Origin of the sequence: Corynebacterium sp. ACRPH, assembly GCF_022347285.1 — a bacterium.
Lineage (GTDB): Bacteria > Actinomycetota > Actinomycetes > Mycobacteriales > Mycobacteriaceae > Corynebacterium.
Map to the genome: position 1 here is coordinate 37,597 of NZ_JAKRND010000009.1, position 24,504 is coordinate 62,100.

Sequence of the window (24,504 nt, forward strand, 5' to 3'; positions counted from 1 at the left end):
GAGTAGCGTGAGATGAGTGACAGCTACGGATAAAGACAAACTCAGCGCACGGGCGCTCATCGTGTGGGGAGCCGGGGTGCTGTGCTACACCCTGGCGGTAACGGGACGCACGTCCTTCGGCGTGGCTAGCGTGGATGCCATCGATCGCTTCCACATCAACGCCGCGCAGTTGGCGGTATTCACCGCACTACAGCTGGCGGTGTACGCCTTCGCGCAGATCCCGGTGGGTCTGCTGGTGGACCGCTTCGGGCCGCGCAAGCTGATGGTGGCCGGCGCCTTCGTCATGGCGGTGGGGCAGGTCACGCTGGCCTTCACCACGAGCTACCCGGTGGCGATCTTCGCCCGCATGCTGATCGGCGCGGGTGATGCGACGGCCTTCCTGTCCGTGATGCGCCTGATCCCCGCGTGGATTCCGCTGCGCCACGCGCCGCTGCTCGGCCAGCTGACGGGTGCGGTGGGGCAGTTCGGTCAGTTCCTGTCTGCTGTGCCTTTCCTGAGCCTGCTGCACGCGACCAGCTGGCAGACCGGCTTCGTGAGCCTCGGCGCGGTGGGCGCGCTGCTGGCGCTGGCCGCGGGAGTGCTGGTGAAGGACTCGCCAGAGCCGGAGGCAGAGGCAGAAGCGGAGGCGGCGCGCGGAAAGGCCAGCGCTGATGCGGGCACCAAGGCCAGCGCCGAGCCCGCCAAGCCCGCCGAGCGCCTGGGCGTGAAGAAGGTCCTGGCCAACGTGCTGACCAACCGTGTCTGCTGGCACGGCTTCTTCGTCCACTGGACGGGCCTAGGCGCGCTGGTGGTGTTCACCCTGCTGTGGGGCCTGCCGATCATGACACTCGGTCTGGGGCTGCCCGCCGACCAGGCCGGCCTGGCACTCTCGCTGGGCACGCTGGCCTCCGTGGCGGTCGGCCCGATCGTGGGTCTGCTGTCCGCCCGCTTCTACAATCGCCGCATGCAGATTGTGATGGTCTTCTCCATCACCGGCTGGCTGGGCTGGCTGTGGTTCTTCACCTCCGCGCCGACGGGCGCGCTGTGGGCGGCGTGTCTAATGAACATCGTCATGGGCTTCACAGGCCCGGTTGCGAACTTGGGCTTCGACTCCGTGCGCGAGAAGGTGGACCGCCGCTTTGTCGCGACCGGCACAGGCCTGGCGAATATGGGCGGCTGGATCGCGGGAATGATCGGAGCTCAGGCCGTCGGTGTGCTGCTGAACCTGCGCGCCCCGGACGGCAACTACGACTGGGCGGACTTCGGCATGGCCTGGATCGCGGTGGCTACCGTATGGGCCTGCGGTTTCTGCGGAATGTGGCTCACGCGTGATCGCAACGTGCGCCGTTACTCTTAAGCCCTTTTCCTCAGGCTTTTTCCTTAAGACGTTCTTTCTTCGTGACGCCCTCAGCCTCCCGCTTCTTTGCGGCTCGCGACTTTAACCCGGCGTGGATGGTGAGCTTGAGCGCCAGGTAAGTGATGTAGACCATCAGGATGTTCCGGGCGGTGAGTACGAGGGCTGCGAACCAGTGGGGACCTTCGAACAGCAGGTTATAGGTGAAGGGGAACACTGCCGTGGTCAGGGCGGCAGTGAGCACGCTGAGCCATGCGAGCTTGCGCAGCGTGTCGGCCTCTCTACTCGTTCCGGCTTGCGCATTGGCCTCGTCGCGTGTGCTGTCCCGCCCGGAGGCGCCGGGGTTGTCCGGCTGCTTTGCCAACAGGACTGCCAACACCGGGCCGAACCATACGACGTACTGCGGGGAGAACACCTTGTTGGAGACGATCAGCAGCAGCACCATAGTCAGGAAGAACAGGGCGGTACTGAGGGGAGACCAGGCGTCACCAAGAAAATGCCACAGAGCCCAGGCAAGGCCGAACAACATGGTGCACGCCATCAACACGCTGCTGGCCGTGACCAGCTGATCCACGCCCGGGCCGAAGATCTCGAAACTCTTCGACGGGGCCTTATCGATGTGCCAATGGCCGGGGAAGAACGCAGCCGCGACAATCAGGGGAGTGGCGAGGATCGACTCGATCTGCAGGCCGCGGACATCCTGGTACGTCAGCGGGGAGACCAGGCGATCCCAGCCGGAAGTCAGCGCCGTAATCGCGCCGACGACCACGAGGGTGCCGCCGAACGTGGCCAGGCGAACCCAGGTGGCGGAACGATTCCACTTATCCACCAGCCCGGCGGCCAGCGCGGCGGGCCACAGTTTCGACATCGCTGCAAATCCCAGCAGCGCGGAGGCGACCTTCGGGTGGGTGAATAGAGCAGCCGCGGTCGCAGCAACCAGTAGGCCGGGGATGAGATCCAGGCGGGAGTACACGATAGGCCCAGCGGCGGCGGTGAAGGCAGTCCAGAATAGCGCGGCGCGGTGGCTGCGGTTTAGCAGATAGAAGAAGAAAACCGTGCTACAGGCGATGAGGAACCCAGAGAACAGGGTGAGGAAAACATGGGCGTGATCCCCGCATACTTGAATGATCGCGCGGACGGGCCACAGGCCGGCATCCGGATACTCGGATAGCGGCAGCGCGCCATGGCTGGGATGCGTGGGCTTGCCCAAGGAATTACGGAAGTAATACATCGGGTCGCCCTTGGCGAAGGGCCAGAAGATCAGGATTCCAACGATAACCGCATTCGCCGCTACCCAGGCTGCGATGATTCTAGAACGGGGCCAAGTGGCGGTAGTTACGTTGGTCTGATCACTCACGAGAGTGAACTGTACCTAAAAGTTTTCAGCTTCCCTAGCAAGCGCACGGATGGTCTGCTGGATTCCTTCCTGCAGGCTAGCCTCGAACTTTTCCTCCCCGCCGAGGACGGCTGCGACTAGCACTCGGGAAACCAGGGAAGTGTTGCCACCGGGAGCCAGGCGCTTCTCCGTGAGGACGGTCTGGGAGCCGTCGGCGGTGGGGCAGAGCTCGAAGCGCCAGCGCGTGCCGTTCAGGGGGATCTTGAATTCGAAGACCTGATCCGGCTCGACCTCTGTGACGACCGCCCAGGTGGGCCACCAGAGGATGCCCTGGCGGTTGAAGTTGATCGTGACGGTGCCCGGGGTCGGAGCTGCGCCGGCTGCGCCCGCGGAACCGCTCGCGCCCGCGCCGGCTGCGCTCGCGCCTGCGCTGGCGCCAACGTTGCCCGCGCCAGCTGCGCTGCTCTTGCGACGTGGCAGCAGGATCATCTTCTTACACTGCGGGCTGCGCTGACCCATCGCCGAGAGGTCGGTAACCCGCTGCCAGACCTTGCTGGCGGGTGCGTTGACGGTGGTGCTGGCGGAGATCTCCGGTGCTGCCATGTTTGTGGTGCCTTTCGTCAGGGGAACGTCTCGGTGGCGGAAGTTTCGTCGCCGTAACTAGCGGTGGTTCCACACTACGTGCTGCAAGCTACGCATCCACCACAATCGAAGAATCCACATCGCCATGCCGGGAGCACTCCGCCGTCCAGCCCATCGGATTCACCTGCACCTTCATGCGGCGCCCGCACAGCGGGCAGAAACGCGGTGGCTCCAAACCCGCTAGTGCCCCGCGGCTCGCCTGCGCAAGCGCTCCGCGGCCGACGCGCAAGGTCTCGTCTGAAGAGTCGAGTGGTTGGCCCGTGTGGGCGTCATATAAAGGGGTACCGCCCAAGACAAACAGGGCGGTGAGTTCGCTTAGAGGCATCGAGGACGTCACGGTGTGCCTACAGGGTCGCGTTCAGAGCCTTGATCGGCAGCTGGAGCTTGCCGAGCATGTCCACGTCGCGTTCGGCCGGGCGACCCAGCGTGGTCAGGTAGTTGCCCACAATGACGGCGTTGATGCCTCCCAACAGGCCCTTCTCCGCGCCCAGGTCGCCCAAAGTCAGCTCGCGGCCGCCTGCGAAACGCAGCAGCTGGCGGGGGAGAGCCAGACGGAACGCGCCGATGGTGCGCAGAGCATCGTTGACCGGCATGGGTTCGAGGTCCGCGAAAGGAGTACCGGGGCGGGGGTCGAAGAAGTTCAGCGGAACCTCCGTGGGGTCGAGGTTCTGCAGGTCGATGGCGAACTCCGCACGCTGCTCAACCGTCTCGCCCATGCCGACGATGCCGCCGCAGCAGACCTCCATGCCCGCGTCGCGGACCATCTCCAGGGTGGAGGTGCGCTCCTCCCAGGTGTGGGTGGTGACGACCTCCGGGAAGTAGCTTTTGCAAGTCTCCAGGTTGTGGTTGTAGCGGTGCACGCCGAGCTCCTTCAGGCGATCGACCTGCTCCTGGGTGAGGATGCCGATGGACGCGGCGATGTTGATGTCGACCTCCGCCTGGATGGCGGCGATGGCCTTGGCCATCTGGTTCATCAGATCCTCGTCGGGGCCCTTCACGGCGGCGACGATGCAGAACTCCGTGGCGCCGGTCTTCGCGGTCTGCTTTGCGGCCTCGATCAGCTGGGCGATGTCTAGCTGGATGGAGCGGACCGGGGATTCGAAAAGGCCCGACTGGGCGCAGAAGTGGCAGTCCTCGGGGCAGCCGCCGGTCTGCAGGGAGATAATGCCCTCCATCTCCACGGCATCTCCGCACCACTTCAGGCGGACCTGGTGGGCCAGGTCCAGCAGCTCGTCCAGGTGCTCGTCGCCGAGCTGCAGAACCTGGAGGGTTTCCTCGTAGTTCAGGGGCTCGCCGTTTTCCAGGACCTTCGTGCGGGCGAGGGTTAGGATTTCTGGGGTTTCGGCGGTTGCTGGGGTCTCTGGGGTTTCGGGGGCGTGGGTGGCCGGATTCGATTCGGCGGTAGTCATCGTCGGTCTCCTCAAAGCTGTCGTGAAACTTCTCGTGCGAGTTATGGGGGCGTATCAGTCTTGAGCGTCAGTCTTGAACGCCGTTTAGTTTGACATGCTAACGTACCGAGGTCGCGATGTGTGACATACCGGGGGCTAAGGAGTTTCGAGGGGGTGTTGGGCGCGTGGTGGGGGCGCGTGAAACGCCGGGGTTGGACGCCTGGCGTGAGGGGAATGTCCCAAATCTTCCACTCTGTTTTTATAACTAATCTATTAGTGCAGGTCAGGGGCTTTTGGAAACTGGGCTGCAAATGTACTTTTTGGTGAAAGTGGAAGATTTGGGACATTGGCGCTGTAGCTCGCTCGCGACTGTGAAGCTTGTGGGGCATAAGGGGTGCATGTGGTGTGAGTGGTGTGGGCGGTTCCGGTGCTGTGAAGGTTATGCAGTGCAGGTCGCACGGTGGGCGACGCCAGGTGCAGGTCGCACGGTGAAAGCCGCGGCAGAGGCAGCGCGGTGCAGGGCAAAAGAAAAGTGGCACCCCGTGGGGAGGTGCCACTTTCGCCACGTCAGATGAGTCGCTGAACCATTCCGGCGACTAGCGCAGCTAGCCAGCTAACCCAGCACAGCTAGCCAGCCGACCCATCCCCAGCTCTAGGCGTGCTCGTCGGCCTGCTGCTTCGGAGGCTGAACAGTCCACTCCGGCGGAACGTCCTTGCCGGACTCCTCGTCCTGCTCTGCCTGCTCGGCGGTCTCCTGGACGATGCCCTTAGCGTGGTGGCTCGGCGCGTAGACCGCGTACACCTGCATCGGCTCGTCACCGGTGTTGATGATGTCGTGCCACACACCAGCCGGAACCTGCACAGCCCAGCCGTCGGAAACTTCCTGCTGGATGGTCATGTTGTCCTTGTCCGGTCCCATGATGCACTTGCCCACACCTGCGTCCAGGCGCAGGAACTGGTCGGTATCGTGGTGCACCTCCAGGCCGATGGAATCGCCGGGGGCGATGGACATGAGGGTCACCTGCAGGTACTTGCCCGTCCATGCGGTCGTGCGGTAGTTCGTGTTCTCTCGGGTGGCAGTTTCAATGTCAAAGACATTGGCCTCTGGTCCGTTGTCTACGATCTTCATGATGCTCCTTCCGGTACGACGTCCTTTACCTCCCAGTGTAGGCCGATTTTCCTGGGGTTTCAGGCGCGTAACGGCTTGCCATCGCCGCAATGCCGTAACGCTGTAACACTGGAGGCATGGCTGTTTCTGACATCTTTTGGAAATCTAACCCCGGCCGCCCCGGTTCCTGGGAGGCCGCAGGCTTGCGCTGGCTCGCCGAAGCTCCGGGCGGCGCGTCGGTTGTTTCTGTTTACGAGCACGATCGCCGCGGGTTGGGGATCGATCGGGTAGAGCCGATGACGCCCACACGCGCCATGGCTGAAGATTTCGGCCGAAAGCTAGCGGCCACGCATGCCGCGGGGGCGCCCCACTTCGGGTTCTCGCCGACGGGGGAACCCGGATTCCAAGGCCCCAACGATAACCTCTTGGAGCTTCCCCTAAAGCCCTACGAAAACTGGGGAGAGTTCTACGCGGACGTGTGCTTGAGCCCGCTGGTTGCACGGGTATTCGGTGGAACTTCGGCAGTTGGATCGTTGGCAGCTGGAACCTCGTCAGCCGGTACGGCGGCATCCGGCGCCTCGCAGTCTGCTCCGGGGGCGGGCGCTGGGAGCGCCGGCGCAGACGTTCCCGCCGAGGTCACCCGGCTGCTGGAGGTTCTGCGCGCCGGGCAGCTGGACGACGGCATACCTCCGGCCCGTATCCACGGCGACTTGTGGGCGGGGAATGTGCTGTGGGGGAAGGTGGCGTCAAGAAATAAAGAAGGGGCAATCCTCATCGACCCGAGCGCGCATGGCGGCCATCCGCGCGCGGACCTGGCGGCGCTGCGACTCTTCGGCGCGCCGCACCTGAGCAGTATCGAGGGCGCGTATTTCGAGGCCAGCCCACACGTGGATGGCTGGGGGACAGGTGCGCAGAGCGTAGACCTGCATCAACAGCACCTGCTGTGGCTGCATGCGGCGGTCTTCGGCGGCGGCTACATCGGGGAGGCCGTTGCGGGCGCGGGGCGCGTGGTGCGCGAGCTGTGACGCGCAGGCGGGACGCGTGGTGCACGAGCTGTGAGGCGTTGCTAGCGGAAGTGCTGCAGGGAAGCCGACGGAGTACAGTCATAGTTCGGACAAAACCGCATAATTTGCTTTTCTAATTTTTCGTGAAGGAGTTTCCACAGCGTGAAGAGAACATTCTCTATCGCCATGGCTTTCGTCGGGCTGACCGTCGGCGCGGGCTTTGCAACTGGCCAAGAAGTCATCCAATACTTCATTTCCTTTGGACTCAACGGCATCTGGGGCGCGGTGCTGGCGGGTATCGTCATGACCCTCGCCGGTAGCGTGATCCTGCAGGTCGGCAGCTACTTCCTAGCCGATGAGCACCGCATGGTGTTCCGCAACGTTGCGCACCCAATCGTCTCGCGCTTCTTGGATGTCTCCGTGACGATCACCCTGTTCGCCGTCGGTTTCGTGATGCTCGCCGGCGCGGGCTCCAACCTGGAGCAACAGTTCGGGCTTCCCTCCTGGGCTGGCGCGCTGCTGATGACGGGCGTGGTGCTGGCCGCCGGAATGCTGGACGTGGAGAAAGTCAGCCAGGTCATCGGTGCGCTGACCCCGCTGATCATCGTCGCTGTGGTCTTCGCTTTCGTATACACGATGATCAACATGCCCTCCGACACCTCGCACTTGAATGAGATCGCGATGGCGGAGGAGTCTCCAGTTTCCCCGTGGATCGTCTCCGCCCTGAACTACAACGGCCTGGCGCTGCTGCTGGGTGTTTCCATGTCCCTGGTGATCGGCGGTAACTACTCGTCTCCGAAGGAAGCCGGCCTCGGCGGCCTGATGGGTGGCGTGCTGTACACCGCGATGCTGATCATCGCCGCGATCACCCTGTACCTAAACATCGAGACCGTTCAGGGCAGCGATGTGCCGATGCTCGCAATGATGGACGACATCAGTCCGGTGCTGGGCGTGATCATGGCGATCATCATCTTCTTCATGATCTTCAACACCGCGATCGGCATGTTCTACGCGCTGGGTAAGCGCCTGACCGCCAGCACCGACAAGTCCTTCCGCCCGGTGTTTATCGTGGTGACGCTCATTGGTTACGGCATCAGCTTCGTGGGCTTCGATACCCTCATGACCTACGTCTACCCGGTGATCGGCTACATCGGCCTGGTGATGATCGTCGTGATGATCGCCTGGTGGGTGCGCTCCCGCGCCCGCATCTTCGCAGAGTCCAAGCGCCGTGATCGCATCCACGAGCTCGCCCACGCCCGCGAGCACGACGAGGAGGAGTACACCGATGAGGATCGCCAGGAGCTGCGCAAGCTGGTCGGTGAGTCCAACATCGAGGACAAGGAGCTGCACGAGACCATCACCGACGAGGTGAAGAGCGAGATCCCGGACGCGGAGCTCGAGAAATAGCATACGCCAGCCCTTTTACCTGGGCGTATAATGAGTATTCATGTTTGGCGGGATGCATGAATCACTCACGACGGTGGCGTTAAGCGGCGCGGATTTCACCCCGCCGCAGGGGTGGGGGCCGGTGCTGAAGGAACAGCTCGGCATTGATCTGTGGCGCATCCCGGTGGTCATGGTCGCCGCCGTCGGTATTTACCTGACGTTCCTGGTGGCGGTGCGGCTGTTCGGGCAGCGCATCCTCAGCCCGCTGGGCGGCTTCGATGCCGTCGTTATTTTCATGTTCGGCGCAGTCGCGGGCCGTACTGTTCTAGGCCACCCGCCGTCACTGGCCGCGGGCGTGATCGGCCTGCTCACCCTCATGGGCATGGAGGCTCTATTCGGCGCCGTGCAGGACGTCGTGGGTCTGCGCCGCACCATCAACCCACCCCCGACGGTGCTGATCGCCCATGGCGAGGTGCTGGAGGAGACTCTGCAGCGCAACCACATCACAGAAACCGCTATTGCCACGGCCGCACGCAAGGCGGGTGTACGCGACTTTAGCGAGGTCGCGTGCATGATTCTGGAATCCAACGGGTCGATCTCTACCCTGCGGGCGGGGGAGAAGATCGACCCGGATTTGTTGCTGGGTGTCGAGGGCGCCGAGAAGGTTTTGTGACGCCCCCTCGTCCCACCGAACCTTAAGCGTTCAGCACCGGGTGCAGTCGCTTCATGGTCCACGTTTGCTGGCTACGGGCCGATAGCGTGGTGACCAGGAAGCAGCCGAGGCCGACGAGGAACAGCACTCCCACTGCGATCGGTAGGCGTTCGTCGTAGAAGCCGTAGATCAGCTGCCTGAAGCCGTTGACTGTGTACGTCATTGGGTCGAACGGGTGCAGGAATTGGAAGAACTTGTTTTGTGTCTCGACGGGGTAGAGGCCTCCCGAGGCGACGATCATCAACATCAGCACCGCTAGGGCTGTCACGCGGCCTGGTCCAGGCCCCATGAACGCGATGAACATTTGGTTCATCAGCATCCACACCAGCGCCACGAGGGCGGCGAAGAGGAATAGTCCCGGCAGGTTATCGACATCCATGCCCACGCCCCAGACGGTCACGCCGACCACGACGGCTGCCTGGCCGATGGCGAGTAGGCCGGTCGGCAGGAAGCCGGAGAGTGCCGCACGCCAGGAGTGCACACCAGAGTTGACGGTGCGGGCCTGCAGCGGCTTGATCATCACGTAGACCATGATGCCGCCGATGAACAGCGCCATGCTGAAGAAGAACGGTGCCATGCCGGCGCCGAAGGTGTGGTTGCCGGAATCATTGTCGCTCTTCAGATCCACCGGTCCGCCGATGGTGGAGGCGGTGGCCAGGCGCTGGCCTTCGTTCCAATTCGGAACCTGCTTGGCGCCGTCGGAGAGCTTGGTGTGGAGTTCGGAGGCGCCGTCATCCAGCTTGGCGGTGCCGTCCTTGGCCTTGCCGGTGCCTTCGACGAGCTTATCCGCACCGTCCTTGAGCTTGGTGTTGCCGTCGTCCAGCTTGATCACGCCGTCCTTCAGCTTGCCCGCGCCGTCGGAGGCTTCGCCCATCTTCTCGTCGAGTGTCTGCGCGCCGTCGTTGAGCTTGTTCACGCCGTCCTGCAGTTGCTTGAACTGTCCTGGCAGGCCCTTCAGCTCGGTCACGCCGTTGCGCAATGGCGCGTTCGGGTCGTTGAGCTGGTAGGACAGCTGTGCGCTGCCGTCGGCCAGGCGCTTCAGGTCCGAGGCGTTCTGCGACTTCGGGCCGAGGCCCTGCGTTTCCAGGGAGAGGGCCACCTTGTCCAGCTCGTCGGCCGCGGTGATGGCGGCGGGCACTCCGGTGCCGCGCAGGTCGCGGGAGAGTCCACGCAGGTTAGCCGCGTGGTCGCCCTGGGCCTTGGTCACGCCGCCGAGTTTGGTGTTGAGCTGCTGTACTCCGTCGTTGACCTGGCTTGCTCCGTCGCCGAGTTTATTGACGCCATCTTCCAGCTCGTTGAGCTTTCCGGCCTTGCCGTTGAGCTTGTCGGCGGCAGCGTTCACCTTCGTGGCGAGCTCGTCAGTGCCGTCGGCTAGTTTGCCCGAGCCGTCGTGGAGTTGGACGAGTCCGTCGTCTAGATCGGTTGCGCCCTTGCGCAGCTTGCCGGAGCCATCCTTGGCGGTGGCCAGGCCGTCGGCGAGCTTGTTCGCGCCGTCGTCCAATTGGATAGACCCGTCCTTCAGTTCGGCGGTGCCGTCGGCCAGCTTGCCGGCGCCGATGGCGGCCTTTTGCATGCCGGAGCCGGCGTCCACGATGCCGACGAGGACCTTGTCCACGGCCTCGGCACTGATCTTGTCGCCCACCACGCTGATGACCTCACGCATGACGTTCTGGCCGATCATGGTGGACAGGTAGCCGTTTGCGTCGTTGTAGGTGCTGATGAGGTTGGCCTTTTCCGGGTTATCGGAGGTGGGCGAGGCCACCGCCTCGGAGAAGTTCTCCGGCAGCTCGAGGGAGAAGTAGTACTGGCCGGATTCCACGCCCTTGCGGGCATCTTCGGCGTCCGTTTCGATCCAGCTGATCTGGTCGTTTTCCTTTAGGCCTTCGATCACCGTGTCGCCGGCGCGCAGTTCCTTGCCGTCAACGTTGGTTCCCTTGTCACTGTTGACCAGTGCGACAGGCAGGCTGTTCAGGTTCCCGAAGGGGTTCCAGAATGCCCACAGGTAGAGGGCGGAGTACAGCAGCGGCATAAGCACAAGGATGACAAGTGCGGCTCGGGTGAGCCGGTTGCGCTTGAAGCTGCGGATTTCGCTGTTGAGTTTGAAACCGGCAAGCATTAACGGTTCTCCTTCTGCTCTGTGGTGTTGGTGTGGTCTTCGGGGATGTCCAGGTCGTCTAGTTCTGGATCATCGAGCTCTGGGTCGTCCAGCTCAGGGTCATGCTGGTCTGAGTAGTGTTGGTCTGGGTCGTACTGGCCTGATTCGACCTCCGCCGGGTCAGGGTATTCGCGCAGTCCGGTATGAATCGGGTGCGCGTGGCCAGCGTTGGCGTCAATTTCAATAACCTTGTGGGGCTCCACAGGACCGACAATCGGGTTCGACGAGCTCACGATCACAGGAATGTCCTGCGAAAGGCGCTCGAGCACCTGCAACAGAATCGCCCGGTCGTCGTTTTCGTGCACCTGCTCGATGTCGTCCATGATCAGCAGCTCGACGGGCTTGTTGTCGGCGGGCGACAAGGCCAGGCTGATGCGCAGCATGATTTTATCCAGGTTGTCCAGCTGGGAGATATAGGCATCCAGCGGGGGCAGGTCGCGGTCGCCGTAGACGTGGTTGCAGAAGCGCTCCAGGTCCTCTTGAGTGGCCTTGCGCATCGGCATGAACCACGGCTTCGACCAGGACATGGACTCGGTGAGCACGTCCTGGACCGTGACGGAACGCTCCAGCAGGTCGATCTGCTCCACGCCCGCGATGGCTACGCGGGAGCGGATCGGCTTTGGCTTGGACTCGCCGAGTACGTTCAGCGAGCCGCCGGTGGGCTTCATTCGGCCAGAAAGAACCAGAGCCAGGGCCGTGCGGCCGGAGCCACCCTTGCCAAGCAGGTTGGTTAGACCCTGGTTGGGGATAGCGAAAGAAAGAGGGCCGAACACTCGGCCCTCGTCACCTTTTAGCTCGAGATCCTGGGCTTCTACTGCTAGGGAAGACATGGCTTTACCTGATTTCTGTGGGTAGGGAAGCTCGGTCTATTTCAACAGACACCCTGGACATCTTTGTAGATTTTGACGATTTCGTCAATTTCCTTCGCGGCGCGGTGCAGTGGCGTTGTGAAATAGCGCTACAGCCCCCGAATCTACAGGGAATCTTGCAGGGGAGCTGCAGCGCGGCGGGCGCGCAGGCGATTGTCGTAGAGCGCGAGGACGAGGGCGACGGCGATGAGCGAGCCGATTGTGCCGAAGCCGATGGCGGTGCCGAGGGTCCAGTTGATGGCGCGCGAGCTGGCGAAGACGATCGCGGTGATCAGCGCGAGCCCCATCGCGGTGCCGATGCGCTGGGCGGTTTGCAAAACCGCGCCGGAGCTACCCGCGTAGTTCAGTGGAACGTCCGCGAGCGTGAGGGTTTGGTTCGGGCCGATGACCGCGCCCTGGCCGGTGCCGACGAGGAAGAGGGTGGGCACCATCCACCACTCCGAAATGCCTGCGACGTGGTGCAGCACAAGGGCGAGGATGGTCAGCACGATGCCGGTCAGCGCCACGGAGATGCCATCGATGACAACGCGGCGACCTCGGTCGGCGACCCGCTTGCCGGCCCAGTTGGCGGCGAAGGAGCTGCTGATCGCAGCAGGAATGCCAACGCTACCGGCCACGAGCGCGCTGTAGCCCAGGCCGTTTTGGAAGTACAGAGCCACGAGCACCCAGATGCTGGTCATGCCCATGAAGTACACTCCCGCCAGCATGGTGCCCAAGCGGAAGCTGGGGAAGCGGAAGATCTGCATGTCCACCATCGGGTCGAAGGGCTTCGACTTTTTCACATGGCGTTCCCAGGCCAGCCACCCGGCCAGAAGGGCGACGGCGACGGGCAGGAGCAGGAAGGTGCGCGCGCTGCCGGAGGATTCCACAAATGGGAAGAGGAAGGCCAGGACGGCCAAGCCAAGCAGGAGGGAGCCGAAGGGGTCGAGGCTGCGCACTGCACGGATGACGCCCACGTTACGGCCGGTGGCGGGATCCTTAACTCGGCCCATCAGTGGGCGCGGGAACCACAGGAGCGCGAGGACGAAGGCAAGAAGGCCGAAGGGAACGTTGACCAGGAATGTCCAGCGCCAGCCGTGCTCCGGTCCGCCGACGCGGATGAGGAAACCACCCAGGACGGGCCCGATGGCCACGGCCACACCCACGACGGTGCCGAACCAACCGAAGGCCCGGCCGCGCTCCTTGCCGCGGAAGAACTGCTGAATCATGCCCACGGCCTGCGGGTTGAGCAGGCCGGCGCCCACGCCCTGGATGAAGCGGGTGACGTTCAGGGCTTCCGCGGTGGGGGCGAAGCCCGCGGTGATGGCGGCCAGGGTGTAGACGCTCAGGCCGATGAGATACATCCCGCCCCGGCCAAGCAGGTCGCCGGCGCGGCCGGCGGCGACGAGGACCACGCCGAACGTCAGCGTGTAGCCGGAGAGCACCCACTGGATGTCCGATTCGGTGGCGCCCAGCCCCTGCTGGATTGAGGGCAGGGCGACGTTGATGATGGACACGCTGATCAGCGACATGAAGATCGTCGTGAGGATGACGCCAAGAACTTTCCAGCGGCGCGGATCCTCACCCGGGGGATAGGTGCCGGGGGACTGGATCGTGGCCTCCGTCGCGCCGGGGCGGGGGTTTGCGGTGTCCTGACCCGGAGTGCCTGGCTGCACGTCCCCGCGAGGGTTGCCCGGCTGTGAGTTTGCGGCGTGCGGGTCCTTTTCAGCCACTGTGGTGCGTGCCCTCCTTCGGATGGCCTGTGTGTAGTTCTGCCTTTATAGAAGCATAGCGCTACTAAGGGTGACCTTATTTCAGGGGTGGTGATGGTTTCAAAGTGGATAGGCTTCTGAAGTGCTGTTGTAGCCTGGGGCACAGGTGGTTCGAAGATCACGGAGGCTTTTGTGATATGGGGATAAACGACGAGTTCACCGAGGCGAACAATGCTCGGAATTCCAACTGGTATCAAATCCAGGGAGCGGAGTTCCATCTTCCGGAGGGTTATGTCTGCGGCTCTCAGCCGGAGTGGCGCCTTGCGCATTTCGCGGTGGTTCTTCCAGTGCCCGAATTATCGGAGGCTTTCGATTGGCCCGAGGCTTGGGTGCCCGGTCGTTTTCGCGGGATTAAGAAGATTGAGTTCGCAGAACGGGATGAAAAAGGGGACTTCGTTCGCCAGTTCTGGGGTAATAAAGTTGATTTTAAATATGTACCCCGCGTTTTCCATAAGAGTGCTGGGTCGTACTTCCGTGAGCCCCTAGCCAGCTCTATGGGGGCGGGTGCGGTTGATGCTGTACCGACGTCTGGTGGGGATCCCGCGGAGTGGATCTCAGATGCATCTACTAATCCTGCCAAGGTCGTCGCGCATCGCCTCGTTTTTGAGCCTGACCTAACGACGGAAGGCAAGCAGCAGGCACCAGAAATGGAGACGTATCCGCTGCGTTTCGCTTTGGACGACACTGGGCACCCCTTTGCGACCTTGAAGTTTGTGTGTGCCGAGTACTTGCAATACTCCGGGCCATGCCTTTATGACCTTGAAAGTGGCGAACCTAGTAACTTCGAACAGAATTTTCTCGTCATCCATGCCGTCGCGGAAAATTGCTCCGGAAAAGCGCTGGAGGAAGCTACTGCGTCGTTGACTAAACCACGAGAGAAAATGACCCTGATTGCGGAGGAAGGCAACGGAGAAGCAAGACAAAGAGAGCTACTTGAAGAACTCACTGGCTCACCACTGACTAACAACAAGGCTAGTGTTTGCCTATTGGAAGCTGCCGTGAAGGTTGTGGAAAAACAGCTATTCGTTGGCTCGGAAACTCACGCTCCGTGGGATCTCACCAAGGGCGGATACTTCAAAATACCCGGTAGAGGAACAAAAGCGAACCACGGGCGCCAGTCTCCTAAACCTTATTGCGTCACGATGGCTATCCCGGGCCGTACAGACATTGCCCTGCCAACCCCCATCGCGGATGCATCTGAGGAGACGGGGGAGAACTGGATGCTCCACGACCAATGGGCATGGTACTTTGCTTCCCGTTTCGACCGGTACACAACAGAAATACCTTATTTCCGCGATGGCTCTATAAACAGAAGCCTCGTGTCCCGCTATCGTGATTGGACTATTCACTCCTGCGAGGAGGGGTTGGCAGTGGTGCGCCGGGCACCGCTAGAAAACTCGCAAAATAATTTCTTTATGCTGGCTGGGACTCGCTTTGTAGACCTGGCTATTTTAGCGCTTAGAGCAGATAATTATCTGGGGTGTATTAGTGAACAACTTCGCCAATTATCTTTCGGTCCGGAAGCGCTCAATGTCTTGGAAAGCTCCGGCTCTGAGGGCAATGCTGGAACCCTCGAGAAGATAAGGGGCGCGGACCAAAAGCTGCAGGGCAGTCTACGGAAGTTCGCAAAGATACAAGCGGAACTAGTCTATGTGCGCGATCACCTCTGGTACGAGCGAGTCCCCGGACGCGACGTAGCGACCACCATTCTGCAGCATATGTTGGAAAAGACAGGTGCACGGGGAGACTTTGATGACATCGTCGGCGAACTTGAGATACGTGAGAACGTCTACACAACCCAGTACAACTTCGCACGTATCAGACTTGATGGCATCGAGGCAGACGCTCATAAGCGTAAACAAGAGCGGCGCGACGAACGCAATGAATTAATCGCGTTAGCAGCCGCAGTTCTGGCAGTCCCAAGCCTTTTTGCGCTTCTGCCCGCTGTTGGGCAGTGGTGGGTTTTCATTGTTTGCCTCGTGGCCATTGTTGTCATATCCGCGGTGACGTACTTCTCGCGCCGTCAACGGAGAAAGAAACAGTCGGGTTGATCTCGATTGCCAAGCGCTAATAAGCGGCCAGGCCTCCCCCCGGCAGCATTAACCCTCGAGGGCGGCCTTCATGCAGCGCATCGCGGCCAAAGTCTTCGGCACGCCGACGTAAGGCATGAGGTGCACGAAGCATTCGGCCACCTCCTCTGGGCTCATGCCTGCGACGTCCACAGCGGTCTTGATGTGGCCGGTGAGTTGCGGCTCTACGCCACCCATCGCAGCCAGGGCAGCCATGTTCAGCACCTGACGGTCGCGGAGAGTAATGCCATCGCGCTGGTAGATTCCGCCGAAGACGGCCTCGACAACCCAGTCGGACGCGCCGGGTGCGAACTCGTCGAGCTGCTTCTTCCACGCAGCGGCGGATTCTGGGGTTTGGGTCTCGCGGACGAATTCTTCGCCCTTGTCGCGGTTCAGTTCCATGGGGGCATGCCTTTCTCCTTGGATCCACGCTCCGGTTAGGTCCGGCTGGTGATGTAGCCAGACACGTGCACCAGGAGCGGGGTGGGTTGCCCCGAGGTTAGCCCAAGTTCTCGCACCAGGACGCGGGGCAGCCGTGGGCTAACCGGTGCACTTGCCCAAAGCCTTTGTCGTACAGCAGTGCCAATCTGAGGGCGTGCGCATGAGCATCGAACCCTTAGTTGGCGCCGAGATGTTCGATATTTTTGAATCTTTGTCTGCAACGCTTGTTAGATTGAGCACATGAATCGGACAACTGTGGTGGCAGATGCGTTGGCGATGATCCGCCTTGCGGACTCGGTACCTGCTTGGGCGATGCTTCGTGCCCATAACGCCCCAGCTGTTCTTTCTGTCTTAAGTGCTGTCTTCCAAGCAGGTAATCGCCAGATCGCCGGATCCGAGCTCACCCTAGCAGTGGAGTCCTTGCTGATCGATATTCGGGAACAGACCAATATGGAGCTGCCCAAGTCAGCCGTGGCTTATATCAATGACTGGGTGAAACTCGGATACCTCACAAGGCGCAGCCCTCAGGGCTCGAGGGAAGAGTTTTACGAGCTCACCACGGACGCGCACGTTGCTATCGACTATGTCCAGCAGTTGATCAGTCCTCAGCGGGTGGTGACCAAATCCCGCCTCGGAACTCTATTCAATAATCTCCAGGATCTGGCGGCTGAAACAGATCCCGACGAAGCGAGAGCGATTAGTCGCCTGGAAGCTCAGCGAGATCAGATCCAAGACCGTATCGACAACATCCGCATGAACGGTGTCGGCGTGATTTCCGACGAAGAGGCAGTGGAGAGGGCACGGGAAATCCTGGCTCTGGCGAGGGATTTGCCCACCGATTTCTCCCGCGTTCGGGAGGAGGTTGAGAATGTCGATCACGAACTCCGAGAATCGCTCGTCGAAGGGCAGCTAAACGCTGGTGAGGTACTGGACAATGTCTTCCGTGGTGTAGATCTGATCGCAGAATCAGAAGCGGGACGGGCATTCAACTCCTTCTATGAGCTTTTCCTTGACCCGGAGCAATCAAAGCAACTCGATGCCGTGATGGATTCGGTGCAATCGCGGGACTTCATGGAGCAGCTCGGCCCGGAAGAGCGGAACGAGATCGCGCAATTGGTAGACATGCTCGATTCCTCCTCGGGACAGGTACATACCTCGCTCACGGGCCTATCGCGGTCCCTAAGGCGCTTCGTGCAGTCCCGAGAAGCAGAATCGCAGCAGGCCCTCACACGGGCAATCAATCAGGCGCAGCAGCAAGCGCTCGAGCTCGCAAAACGAGGGATCGCGCCTTACGAGAAGATCGGCTACGAGCTCGAGCTGACGACGCGGCAACCGACGTCGCTTTCCAGTTGGGAATTACATAACCCGAAGGAATACCGCATCGAGCGGTCGATGGAAGTCAACGAGTCAGGCGAGATCGACTTCGAACAGATGCGTCGGCGTATCCGGGAATCAGAAATTGACTGGCAGGAACTGCGCGACGCAATCAACGATGTGCTCGGCAGAAAAGGGCAAGCATCGATTCGGGAAGTCTTGGAAGAGCACCCTGCCACTCAGGGTCTAGCGAGTGTGGTGGGGCTCATCAAACTTGCGCATGATCACGGCGAAAGATCCGACGGTACGGAAGTCCTGCAGTGGGAGAGACCAAGCGGGAAAAGGTATCAAGGGCGGTATGAGCGTTTCGAATTTCGGAGGAAGGTTGGGCGCATCTAAATGGAAAACAAACTGTATGAAGGCGACACCGGAACCTTGACAGGTTTGCAGCGTCGTGCCCTGGCGGAACTTATCCGCGGCCCATACGTGTCGAGCGTGAAATCGCCAGATGTGTTTGCTGCGATATCCAACTCACGTGAGATTCTTGCCCAACAGCTGGATAATCTCTTCCTCACTCTCATTCTCGACGAGCATGCAGGGGTTGCCTACACAAAGGCGTGGGAAGCGGATGTCCCTGAAAAGCGTGCGCTGCTACGCAAACAGTCGTTGACTTTTATGGACACGGTGGTGATTCTCCACCTGCGCCGTGAGCTGGTGACGACGAGCCCCAACGAGCGAACCATCGTGGATGAGGGTGAGGTTTTTGAGGCGACCCTGCCGTATCAAGGCCACGCTGGCACGGACAAGTCCACGCAGCGTAAGCGCTTTACTGCAGCGTGGAACAAGCTGAAGAGCTACTCGATTATTGCCAGCACCCCGACCGAGGGGCGTTTCGAGGTGTCCCCGGTGCTGCGCATCATCTTTTCCAGCGAAGAAATCGCCGCTGTCACCGAGTCTTTCCGAGCTCTCCTGGAGGAAGAACAATGACGACGACTCTGCCTGGCCAATTCCGACTTTCCCAAATCCAGGTTTATAACTGGGGAACATTCGACAACCTTCACTGTGTCGAGGTGCCGCGGGAGGGCTTCCTCATCACAGGCCCTTCAGGTTCCGGTAAGTCGACGCTGATTGATGCGATCTCGACGATTCTTGTTCCGCCCGGCAAGATTCGTTTCAACGCTGCGGCTGATAACCAAGCACACTCGGGCCGTAACTTGGTTACCTACTGCCGCGGTGCCTGGCGCCGCGAGCACTCGATCGAGGCGGACGAACTTACGCAGTCCTACCTTCGAACAGGTGCGACGTGGACGGGCGTCGCCCTACGCTATAGCGATGGGACAGGAGAGACCGTAACCGCTTGCCGGTTGATGTTTTTGCCCGCTAACGCCTATTCGCGCCAGGAAATCACGGATCTTTACATTTTGCTCCCTCGTGCCGCCGATCTGACAGAGTTTGAGGATCTGGCACAGAAGAACTTGCCGGTTAGTGAGGCGAAGAAGACATACAGCGATGCCCTGCACGTCAGTCGAAATCATCCGAAGTTCAGTTTGGCGCTGCGCCGAGCGGTGGGGATCGCCGATGCCGGTGCTTTGGACCTGCTGAACCGAACGCAATCGGCTAAAACGCTCGGCGATCTTAATCACTTGATGCGTACCTTCATGCTGCCCGAACCAGAGACCTTCGAGATCGCGGAGCAAGCAGCGGAGAATTTCACAGACCTCCGAACGGCGTATGAGTCGGTGGTGAAAACTCGTGAACAGATTGAGCAACTGGCACCGGTGCGCGTGGCAGCAGAGAAGCGTGCAGGGGTCGAAAACAGGCTGACCACGGTAAAGGAGGACCGAGACGGCGTCGAAACCTTCGTCGACGAGTGGCGGCAGCGTTTCGCCGAACAGGAGCGGGATCAGTGGACTTCCGAGATTAAGACAGTCAGCGCGAAGATTGAAGAAGCCACCGGGGTTCGAGATGCACACCGGGCGCAAGCAGATCAACTGCGCACGTTGATTCATGGAGCGCAGGATTCTGCCTTGGTTTCTGCACAGGCTCGGCGTGACCGTTTGCAGGACCGGCTGGAGCGAGTGACCAAAGAGGAAGAGGCATTCAATTCCCGGCTCAAATCCATTGGGGCTGCAAAGCCCGGCAGTGTCGAGGAATTCACCAACCTTGTGCTGCAGTTGCGTGAAGAGCGGAAGAGGTTGAGTGCTGCATATGAAACAGAAGACGTAAAGCTGGGTCAGGCGCACGTGCGCGTTTACGAGCTGGGCGAGAACAAGGACAAGCTGGTCGCGGAGCTTGAGGCTTTGCGAAAATACGAATCGGCCATGGATAACCGGTTGCTCCGTGCGCGAGCCTTGATTGCAGAGAAGTCTGGAGTGCGGGAGTCTGACCTTCCGTTCATTGCAGACCTCGTGAGTATGAAGCCTGGTGAAGACCATTGGCAAGGAACCGCAGAGCGAGTGATGGGCGGGTTTGCCCGGCGGATCCTTGTCCCAGACGAGCACTATGCCCAGGTTTCTTCAGCTATCGATGACACCTATCTCGGTGCGAAAGTGAGCTACACCAGGTTCACTCGGGATCTGGAAGAACAGCGCCCGTCCCGTTTCGTACCGAACTCACTGGGGCTGAAAATCAACGTAAAGTCCGGGCGGTATCACGACTGGATCCAGACCCAACTTTCTACGAAGTTCGATTACTTATGCTGCGGCTCTGTGGAAGAGTTTCGTGCTGCCCGGCGGGCGGTGACTGCAAAGGGTCAGGTGAAACATAACCGCAACGATCACATTAAGGATGATCGCCGCCGAATCGATGACCGTTCGAACTGGGTGCTGTGGGGCAATCTCGCTGACAAGATCGATGCCCTTCAAACAGCGGTGCGCGACATCGTGGCGAAACTTGAAGACGCTGAACGGCGACGCAAGGCCATCGCGGCCGGCCAGGAGAAAAGGCGTGCCCAAATAGCCACGATCGAGCGGCTATTGGAGACGGAACGTTTTCAGGATATCGATGTGTCATCGGTGACCCAGGAGCTTGCAGAAGCCCAGCGAGTCGTTGATGAACTCACTGATGGAAACGCGGAGCTGGCTGAACTGAAAGCGAAGTTGAAGGGCGTTGAAGCTACTCTCGACAAAGTCGAGGAGCACGTCATGGCGCAGCGGAACCAGCTTAGTGTCTCCAAAGTTCGCCTGGAGCAGGCAGAAGAAACGCTTGAGAAGATTCGGAATCGCCGAGGTGGGAAGACCGTCTCTGAGGACGTTGCGACCCGTCTGACAGAACGTTGCACGGCTATCGACCGCACCATTCGGCCCGATAACATCGATGTGCTCAACAATCGCCTCATTCGTGGTATCGAAGATCAGCTTGCAGACCTCAATGCGCACTTCACCAAATATTGTGGTGATCTGGTCAACGCAATGAACCTTTACTTGGTGCGCTGGCCTGATCGGGCGGGTGACCTCAAGGCGGATATGGAGTGGGAGCAGGACTTTCTTCGGGAACTGGACAGGCTTGAAGCAGACGACTTGCCCCGTTTTGAACAGCGTTTCCGGGACATGCTGCAAGACGAAACCCACAAGCATCTGGGTCGGCTGCGCCGTTTAATCCGTGACGCGACAGCGAAGACTCGCAGCTCGATCCAGATGATTAATGATTCACTTGCGGAAGTCGAGTTCTATCCGGGTGCTTACCTGACGATCGAGGTGAGGGAGGCACAGCCCGCGATCGCCCGCAATTTCGTTGAACTTCTGGATTCCGCACTGGCAGGGATTATCAATGAAGCTGATCAGGAGGAGAGCGAGCACCGATTCCATAAGCTGCAGGCGGTGATCGACGCAGTGACGGTTTCGGACGGTACGACAACTCGTGATCGCCAGTTGCGTCTGGATACGAGGCAACACGTGAAGTTCCTGGGAGTGGAATACAGCGAGGATGGAACGCGCGGTGCGGTCTATGACTCGTCGGAAGGACTCTCGGGCGGCCAAGCCCAAAAGCTGTCCTCCTTCTGCCTGGCTGCAGCCTTGCGTTACCGGCTGACTGGGATGGGCTTGCCAGCCGCACAAGAAAAGAAATCCATTGTCCGGGTGGGGGAGGATATTTATCCGCGATTCGGCACGATCGTTCTGGATGAAGCTTTTGATCGTGCGGATACGGAGTTCACTCGGGCTGCGATGGAGGCCTTTCGCCGCTTTGGTTTCCACATGATTCTGGCCACGCCCGAGAAGCTGCTGCAGACCGTGCAGGACTACATCGGGGGTGTGCTGATGGTGGAATGCCCAGACCGGAAGCGATCGCGAACGAGTTCTCTGACGATCGAGGAGGTCCAGGATGAAGACTCCTGATCAGGTGCGCCAACGCGCTGCGGTCTTTTATTCACGTAACCACCGCAGCTGGTTGGCCGGGGAATTCAAGATGCTGACCATCAACCTGGATCCGCCGACTGGAAGGTCGGCAGAGCGTGATGACGGCGCTGCCGTGAGAGCCTGGGTGGCACAGTGGAACCGCAGTTCAATTACCGTCGAGTGGGAGGATAAAAAGCTCAGCTATTTGGGGACTTATTCGCTGCCTCGGCGAGTTGTTCTCGCGGACGCGGATACTGCGGCTCGCGTGGCCGGCAAACTCGATCATTGGCAACGCCTCCGCACGGTCTTGGACCGTTTCTGCACGGAATTGGGGGAGAGCGTTCGACCTGAGCTCATCAGGCACCTTTCTGCGTGGGACGACTGGAATGATACGACTGTGGAGCAGTTCATTGCTGTTGTCCGGTGGGTTCACGAGCACGAGGTCAGCGACTTTTATATTCGCGAATTGCCAATCTTTGGTGTCGATAGCAAATGGTTCGAGGCACACAGGGCGGTCGTTGAAGCGGTGGTCGGGCCACTGAACTTCAAGCCGAAGCCCCAGTTGGTGGAGATCCGCAGCCTTGACCCGACACTGGGAATTGGCGGTTTGCGGCACTTGGCATGTCCGGCGGCAGAACTCCGTGAGATCCCGGGGGCGCGAGTTCTTATCGTTGAAAATCACCAGAGTTTCCTTGCCTTGCCAGACTTGCCCGCGACGGTCGCGATCTTCGGTGGTGGATTGAACGCTGCCAGGATCGTCCAGCAGATGCCATCGCTAGAGGCGAAGGAAGTTCTTTATTGGGGAGATCTAGATTCGCATGGTTTCTATATCCTGGAAACCGTCAGGCGATACGTGCCTCATACGCGATCTGTCCTCATGGACCTGGATACGGTTCGTGACCACGTTGATCTTGCGGTGGAAGAACCGCAACCTAGCCGGTTCGAGCCTGAGCTGTTGAGCTACGGGGAGCGCTTGGCATTGGACTATCTCCGGGGGCGTTCTGCGGGCGGGTGCTTGCGCGTTGAGCAGGAAAGAATCTTGTTTGACTATGCGCAGCAGCGGCTGCGTCGGGCAGTGAGTTCCAGTGGGACTGGTGCATAGCAGCGGCAGTAGACCCGGAGCTTGTGAATCAGTCGGCTAATATTCCGCTCATGAGGAAAACCACCCTTTTCCACTGTTCCCGGCGCTCACCAGGAGCTTCACGACGCCGGTGATGCAGCGAAAATGAACTTCCTGCGCGCCGGAGTTTTGGGAGCCAACGACGGCATTGTTTCCGTGGCTGCCCTGCTAATCGGTGTGATCGCCACTGGCGCGGGCGACAAGGCCATTCTGATGGCGGGCCTGGCTGCCACCATCGCAGGTGCGGTGTCCATGGCTTTGGGGGAGTTCGTCTCTGTATCCGCCCAGCGGGATTCCGAGCAGTTCTTGGTGGCCAAGGAGAGGCAAGAGTTGCGGGAGGCTCCGGAAGAGGAGCTGGAGGAACTCGCGGGGATTCTTTCCGGCTACGGCATTAACCGGGATACAGCTCTCGAGGCTGCACGGGAAATCCATAAGGAGGATGCCCTGCGCGCCCACTTGCAGCTGGAATTGGGTATTGACCAAAACGAGCTGACCAGTGCGTGGGCGGCAGCGTTCTTCTCTGCGCTATCTTTCTTGGCCGGTGCAGCCCTGCCGATGGCTTCGGTGTTCCTGGCGCCGACGGGCACGCAGGCATGGGGGTCACCGCAGTGACGATTTTCTCGCTGGCGCTGACGGGGCTGATTTCGGCGAAGATCGCCGGCACGAGCGTAGGTCGTTCGATGGTCCGCCTGGTCATCGGTGGCGGCCTGGGCCTGGCGCTCACGTACGGTGCTGGCGCGCTGTTCGGTGGAGTGGCTTAAGAGCCGCAACTTCGACGAGGCATCGGCCCCAGTGCGGGGGCGTGCCGGACACTGAGTGAGGTCAGTCACGGGGCATAACCGGAGGAAATTTGGCGCCGCGTCGATTCCGAGAGGCCACTGGAGGGTGGCGCTGTGCCGAGCTAGTTCTGTCCCGCCCGCTGAGCCTTCAGCCGCAGATTCGCACAGACCTGGGGAGCGTTGTACTCGCCCGAGTTACAGCGAGCCAGCAGTTGCGTCTCACCACTGGTTAAGTTCGGCGCCCCATTAGGAGCAGTACCGTAGCCACAGCGGTAGGCGGGGCAGTCGGGGCTTGCTCCCTGATTACCCATCGGTGGTTGCTTTTGCGCTGGAGAAGTGGCTCTGGGTTGATTAGCTGGAGCCTGCTGCTCTGGCTGCGTGTTCTCTTCGGCAGCAGGGCTACTCTGCTGTGTGGGTTCCGGCGTGCTGGTGATCGTGGTGGTCGGGGGCGGTGTGTCCTCGGGAGCACTGGTGACCGTGGTGGTCTCTGGTTCTGAGCTCTCGGACTCGCCAGAAGGAGCGCTGGTGACAGTAGTGGCGGACGGTTCAGCGGGTGTGTCTTCACCGCCGCAAGCGGTGAGGCCGAAAGCGCTGATGAGGCTGAGGGCGAAAACTGGAGCGAGGAGTGTGCGACGACGAGTGGTGATCACGTGGTGCCTTTCGTTGAGTGACAAGCACAGTCTAAAGTCACACCCACCACTTCTCATCTTGATTTTCAGTTCGACGCAATCGGTCCCTCGCCGAGTCTTTCAAGACAACCGGT

Annotated in this window: 18 protein-coding genes and 1 pseudogene; 10 read left to right on the top strand and 9 right to left on the bottom strand. The window is 60.7% G+C overall.

Annotation, left to right across the window (positions count from 1 at the left end):
- The first annotated feature begins 16 nt into the window (after positions 1-16).
- On the top strand, positions 17-1,336 hold the full coding sequence (locus tag MHX66_RS06275; protein WP_239201266.1) for an MFS transporter: 1,320 nt from the start codon (positions 17-19) through the stop codon (positions 1,334-1,336).
- A gap of 10 nt (positions 1,337-1,346) precedes the next feature.
- Here the strand turns inward: MHX66_RS06275 and MHX66_RS06280 are convergent, their stop codons facing one another.
- The 5 genes from MHX66_RS06280 to MHX66_RS06300 form a co-directional block, all read right to left on the bottom strand.
- Positions 1,347-2,690 (bottom strand): hypothetical protein, encoded by a 1,344-nt coding sequence (locus MHX66_RS06280; RefSeq protein WP_239201267.1) that lies wholly within the window; start codon positions 2,688-2,690, stop codon positions 1,347-1,349.
- Between the two features lie 15 nt (positions 2,691-2,705).
- Positions 2,706-3,272: an SRPBCC family protein gene (locus MHX66_RS06285; protein WP_239201268.1), complete on the bottom strand. Its 567-nt coding sequence runs from the start codon at positions 3,270-3,272 to the stop codon at positions 2,706-2,708.
- 88 nt (positions 3,273-3,360) lie between these two features.
- The gene (locus MHX66_RS06290; protein ID WP_081345078.1) at positions 3,361-3,636 is read right to left on the bottom strand and encodes a hypothetical protein; all 276 of its coding nucleotides are present in this window, start codon (positions 3,634-3,636) and stop codon (positions 3,361-3,363) included.
- A 19-nt stretch (positions 3,637-3,655) separates the two neighbouring features.
- Positions 3,656-4,720 carry a biotin synthase BioB gene (gene bioB, locus MHX66_RS06295; RefSeq protein ID WP_239201269.1) on the bottom strand — a complete coding sequence of 355 codons (1,065 nt, stop codon included), beginning with the start codon at positions 4,718-4,720 and terminating at the stop codon, positions 3,656-3,658.
- 631 nt (positions 4,721-5,351) lie between these two features.
- Positions 5,352-5,828, bottom strand: a complete 477-nt coding sequence (locus MHX66_RS06300; RefSeq protein ID WP_011273306.1) for a cupin domain-containing protein — start codon at positions 5,826-5,828, stop codon at positions 5,352-5,354.
- A 116-nt stretch (positions 5,829-5,944) separates the two neighbouring features.
- Here MHX66_RS06300 and MHX66_RS06305 point away from each other — a divergent pair, with 116 nt between their 5' ends.
- The 3 genes from MHX66_RS06305 (at position 5,945) to MHX66_RS06315 (ending at position 8,870) form a co-directional block, all read left to right on the top strand.
- Positions 5,945-6,832 (top strand): fructosamine kinase family protein, encoded by an 888-nt coding sequence (locus tag MHX66_RS06305; RefSeq protein WP_239201271.1) that lies wholly within the window; start codon positions 5,945-5,947, stop codon positions 6,830-6,832.
- 141 nt (positions 6,833-6,973) lie between these two features.
- Entirely contained in the window at positions 6,974-8,218 is a 1,245-nt protein-coding gene (locus tag MHX66_RS06310; protein WP_239201273.1) for a hypothetical protein, read from the top strand.
- A gap of 40 nt (positions 8,219-8,258) precedes the next feature.
- Entirely contained in the window at positions 8,259-8,870 is a 612-nt protein-coding gene (locus tag MHX66_RS06315; RefSeq protein WP_239201275.1) for a DUF421 domain-containing protein, read from the top strand.
- 22 nt (positions 8,871-8,892) lie between these two features.
- Here MHX66_RS06315 and MHX66_RS06320 read toward each other — a convergent pair whose 3' ends face one another.
- From MHX66_RS06320 to MHX66_RS06330, 3 genes are all read right to left on the bottom strand, one after another.
- On the bottom strand, positions 8,893-11,025 hold the full coding sequence (locus tag MHX66_RS06320) for a YhgE/Pip domain-containing protein (protein ID WP_239201277.1): 2,133 nt from the start codon (positions 11,023-11,025) through the stop codon (positions 8,893-8,895).
- On the bottom strand, positions 11,025-11,894 hold the full coding sequence (locus MHX66_RS06325; RefSeq protein ID WP_239201278.1) for an ATP-binding cassette domain-containing protein: 870 nt from the start codon (positions 11,892-11,894) through the stop codon (positions 11,025-11,027). The genes MHX66_RS06320 and MHX66_RS06325 overlap by 1 nt, the downstream gene beginning before the upstream one ends.
- Positions 11,895-12,037: 143 nt before the next feature.
- Complete coding sequence (locus tag MHX66_RS06330; RefSeq protein ID WP_239201280.1) at positions 12,038-13,645, bottom strand: MFS transporter; 1,608 nt, start codon at positions 13,643-13,645, stop codon at positions 12,038-12,040.
- Between the two features lie 176 nt (positions 13,646-13,821).
- On the opposite strand from MHX66_RS06330, the gene MHX66_RS06335 reads away from it, so the two are divergent.
- A complete protein-coding gene (locus MHX66_RS06335) occupies positions 13,822-15,735 on the top strand; it encodes a hypothetical protein (protein ID WP_239201282.1) in 1,914 nt (637 codons plus the stop codon).
- A 48-nt stretch (positions 15,736-15,783) separates the two neighbouring features.
- Here the strand turns inward: MHX66_RS06335 and MHX66_RS06340 are convergent, their stop codons facing one another.
- Complete coding sequence (locus tag MHX66_RS06340) at positions 15,784-16,155, bottom strand: carboxymuconolactone decarboxylase family protein (RefSeq protein WP_239201286.1); 372 nt, start codon at positions 16,153-16,155, stop codon at positions 15,784-15,786.
- A 279-nt stretch (positions 16,156-16,434) separates the two neighbouring features.
- Here MHX66_RS06340 and MHX66_RS06345 point away from each other — a divergent pair, with 279 nt between their 5' ends.
- The 5 genes and pseudogenes from MHX66_RS06345 to MHX66_RS06365 all read left to right on the top strand — a co-directional run bounded on the left by MHX66_RS06345 (position 16,435) and on the right by MHX66_RS06365 (position 23,723).
- On the top strand, positions 16,435-17,907 hold the full coding sequence (locus tag MHX66_RS06345; RefSeq protein WP_237744776.1) for a DUF3375 domain-containing protein: 1,473 nt from the start codon (positions 16,435-16,437) through the stop codon (positions 17,905-17,907).
- Positions 17,908-18,495, top strand: coding sequence for a DUF4194 domain-containing protein (locus MHX66_RS06350; RefSeq protein ID WP_034978096.1), 588 nt, complete (start codon positions 17,908-17,910; stop codon positions 18,493-18,495).
- Positions 18,492-21,842, top strand: coding sequence for an ATP-binding protein (locus MHX66_RS06355; protein ID WP_239201288.1), 3,351 nt, complete (start codon positions 18,492-18,494; stop codon positions 21,840-21,842). The genes MHX66_RS06350 and MHX66_RS06355 overlap by 4 nt, the downstream gene beginning before the upstream one ends.
- Complete coding sequence (locus MHX66_RS06360; RefSeq protein ID WP_239201290.1) at positions 21,829-22,944, top strand: DUF3322 domain-containing protein; 1,116 nt, start codon at positions 21,829-21,831, stop codon at positions 22,942-22,944. The genes MHX66_RS06355 and MHX66_RS06360 overlap by 14 nt, the downstream gene beginning before the upstream one ends.
- A gap of 123 nt (positions 22,945-23,067) precedes the next feature.
- Positions 23,068-23,723, top strand: a pseudogene (locus MHX66_RS06365) (VIT1/CCC1 transporter family protein).
- Positions 23,724-24,504 lie beyond the last annotated feature (781 nt).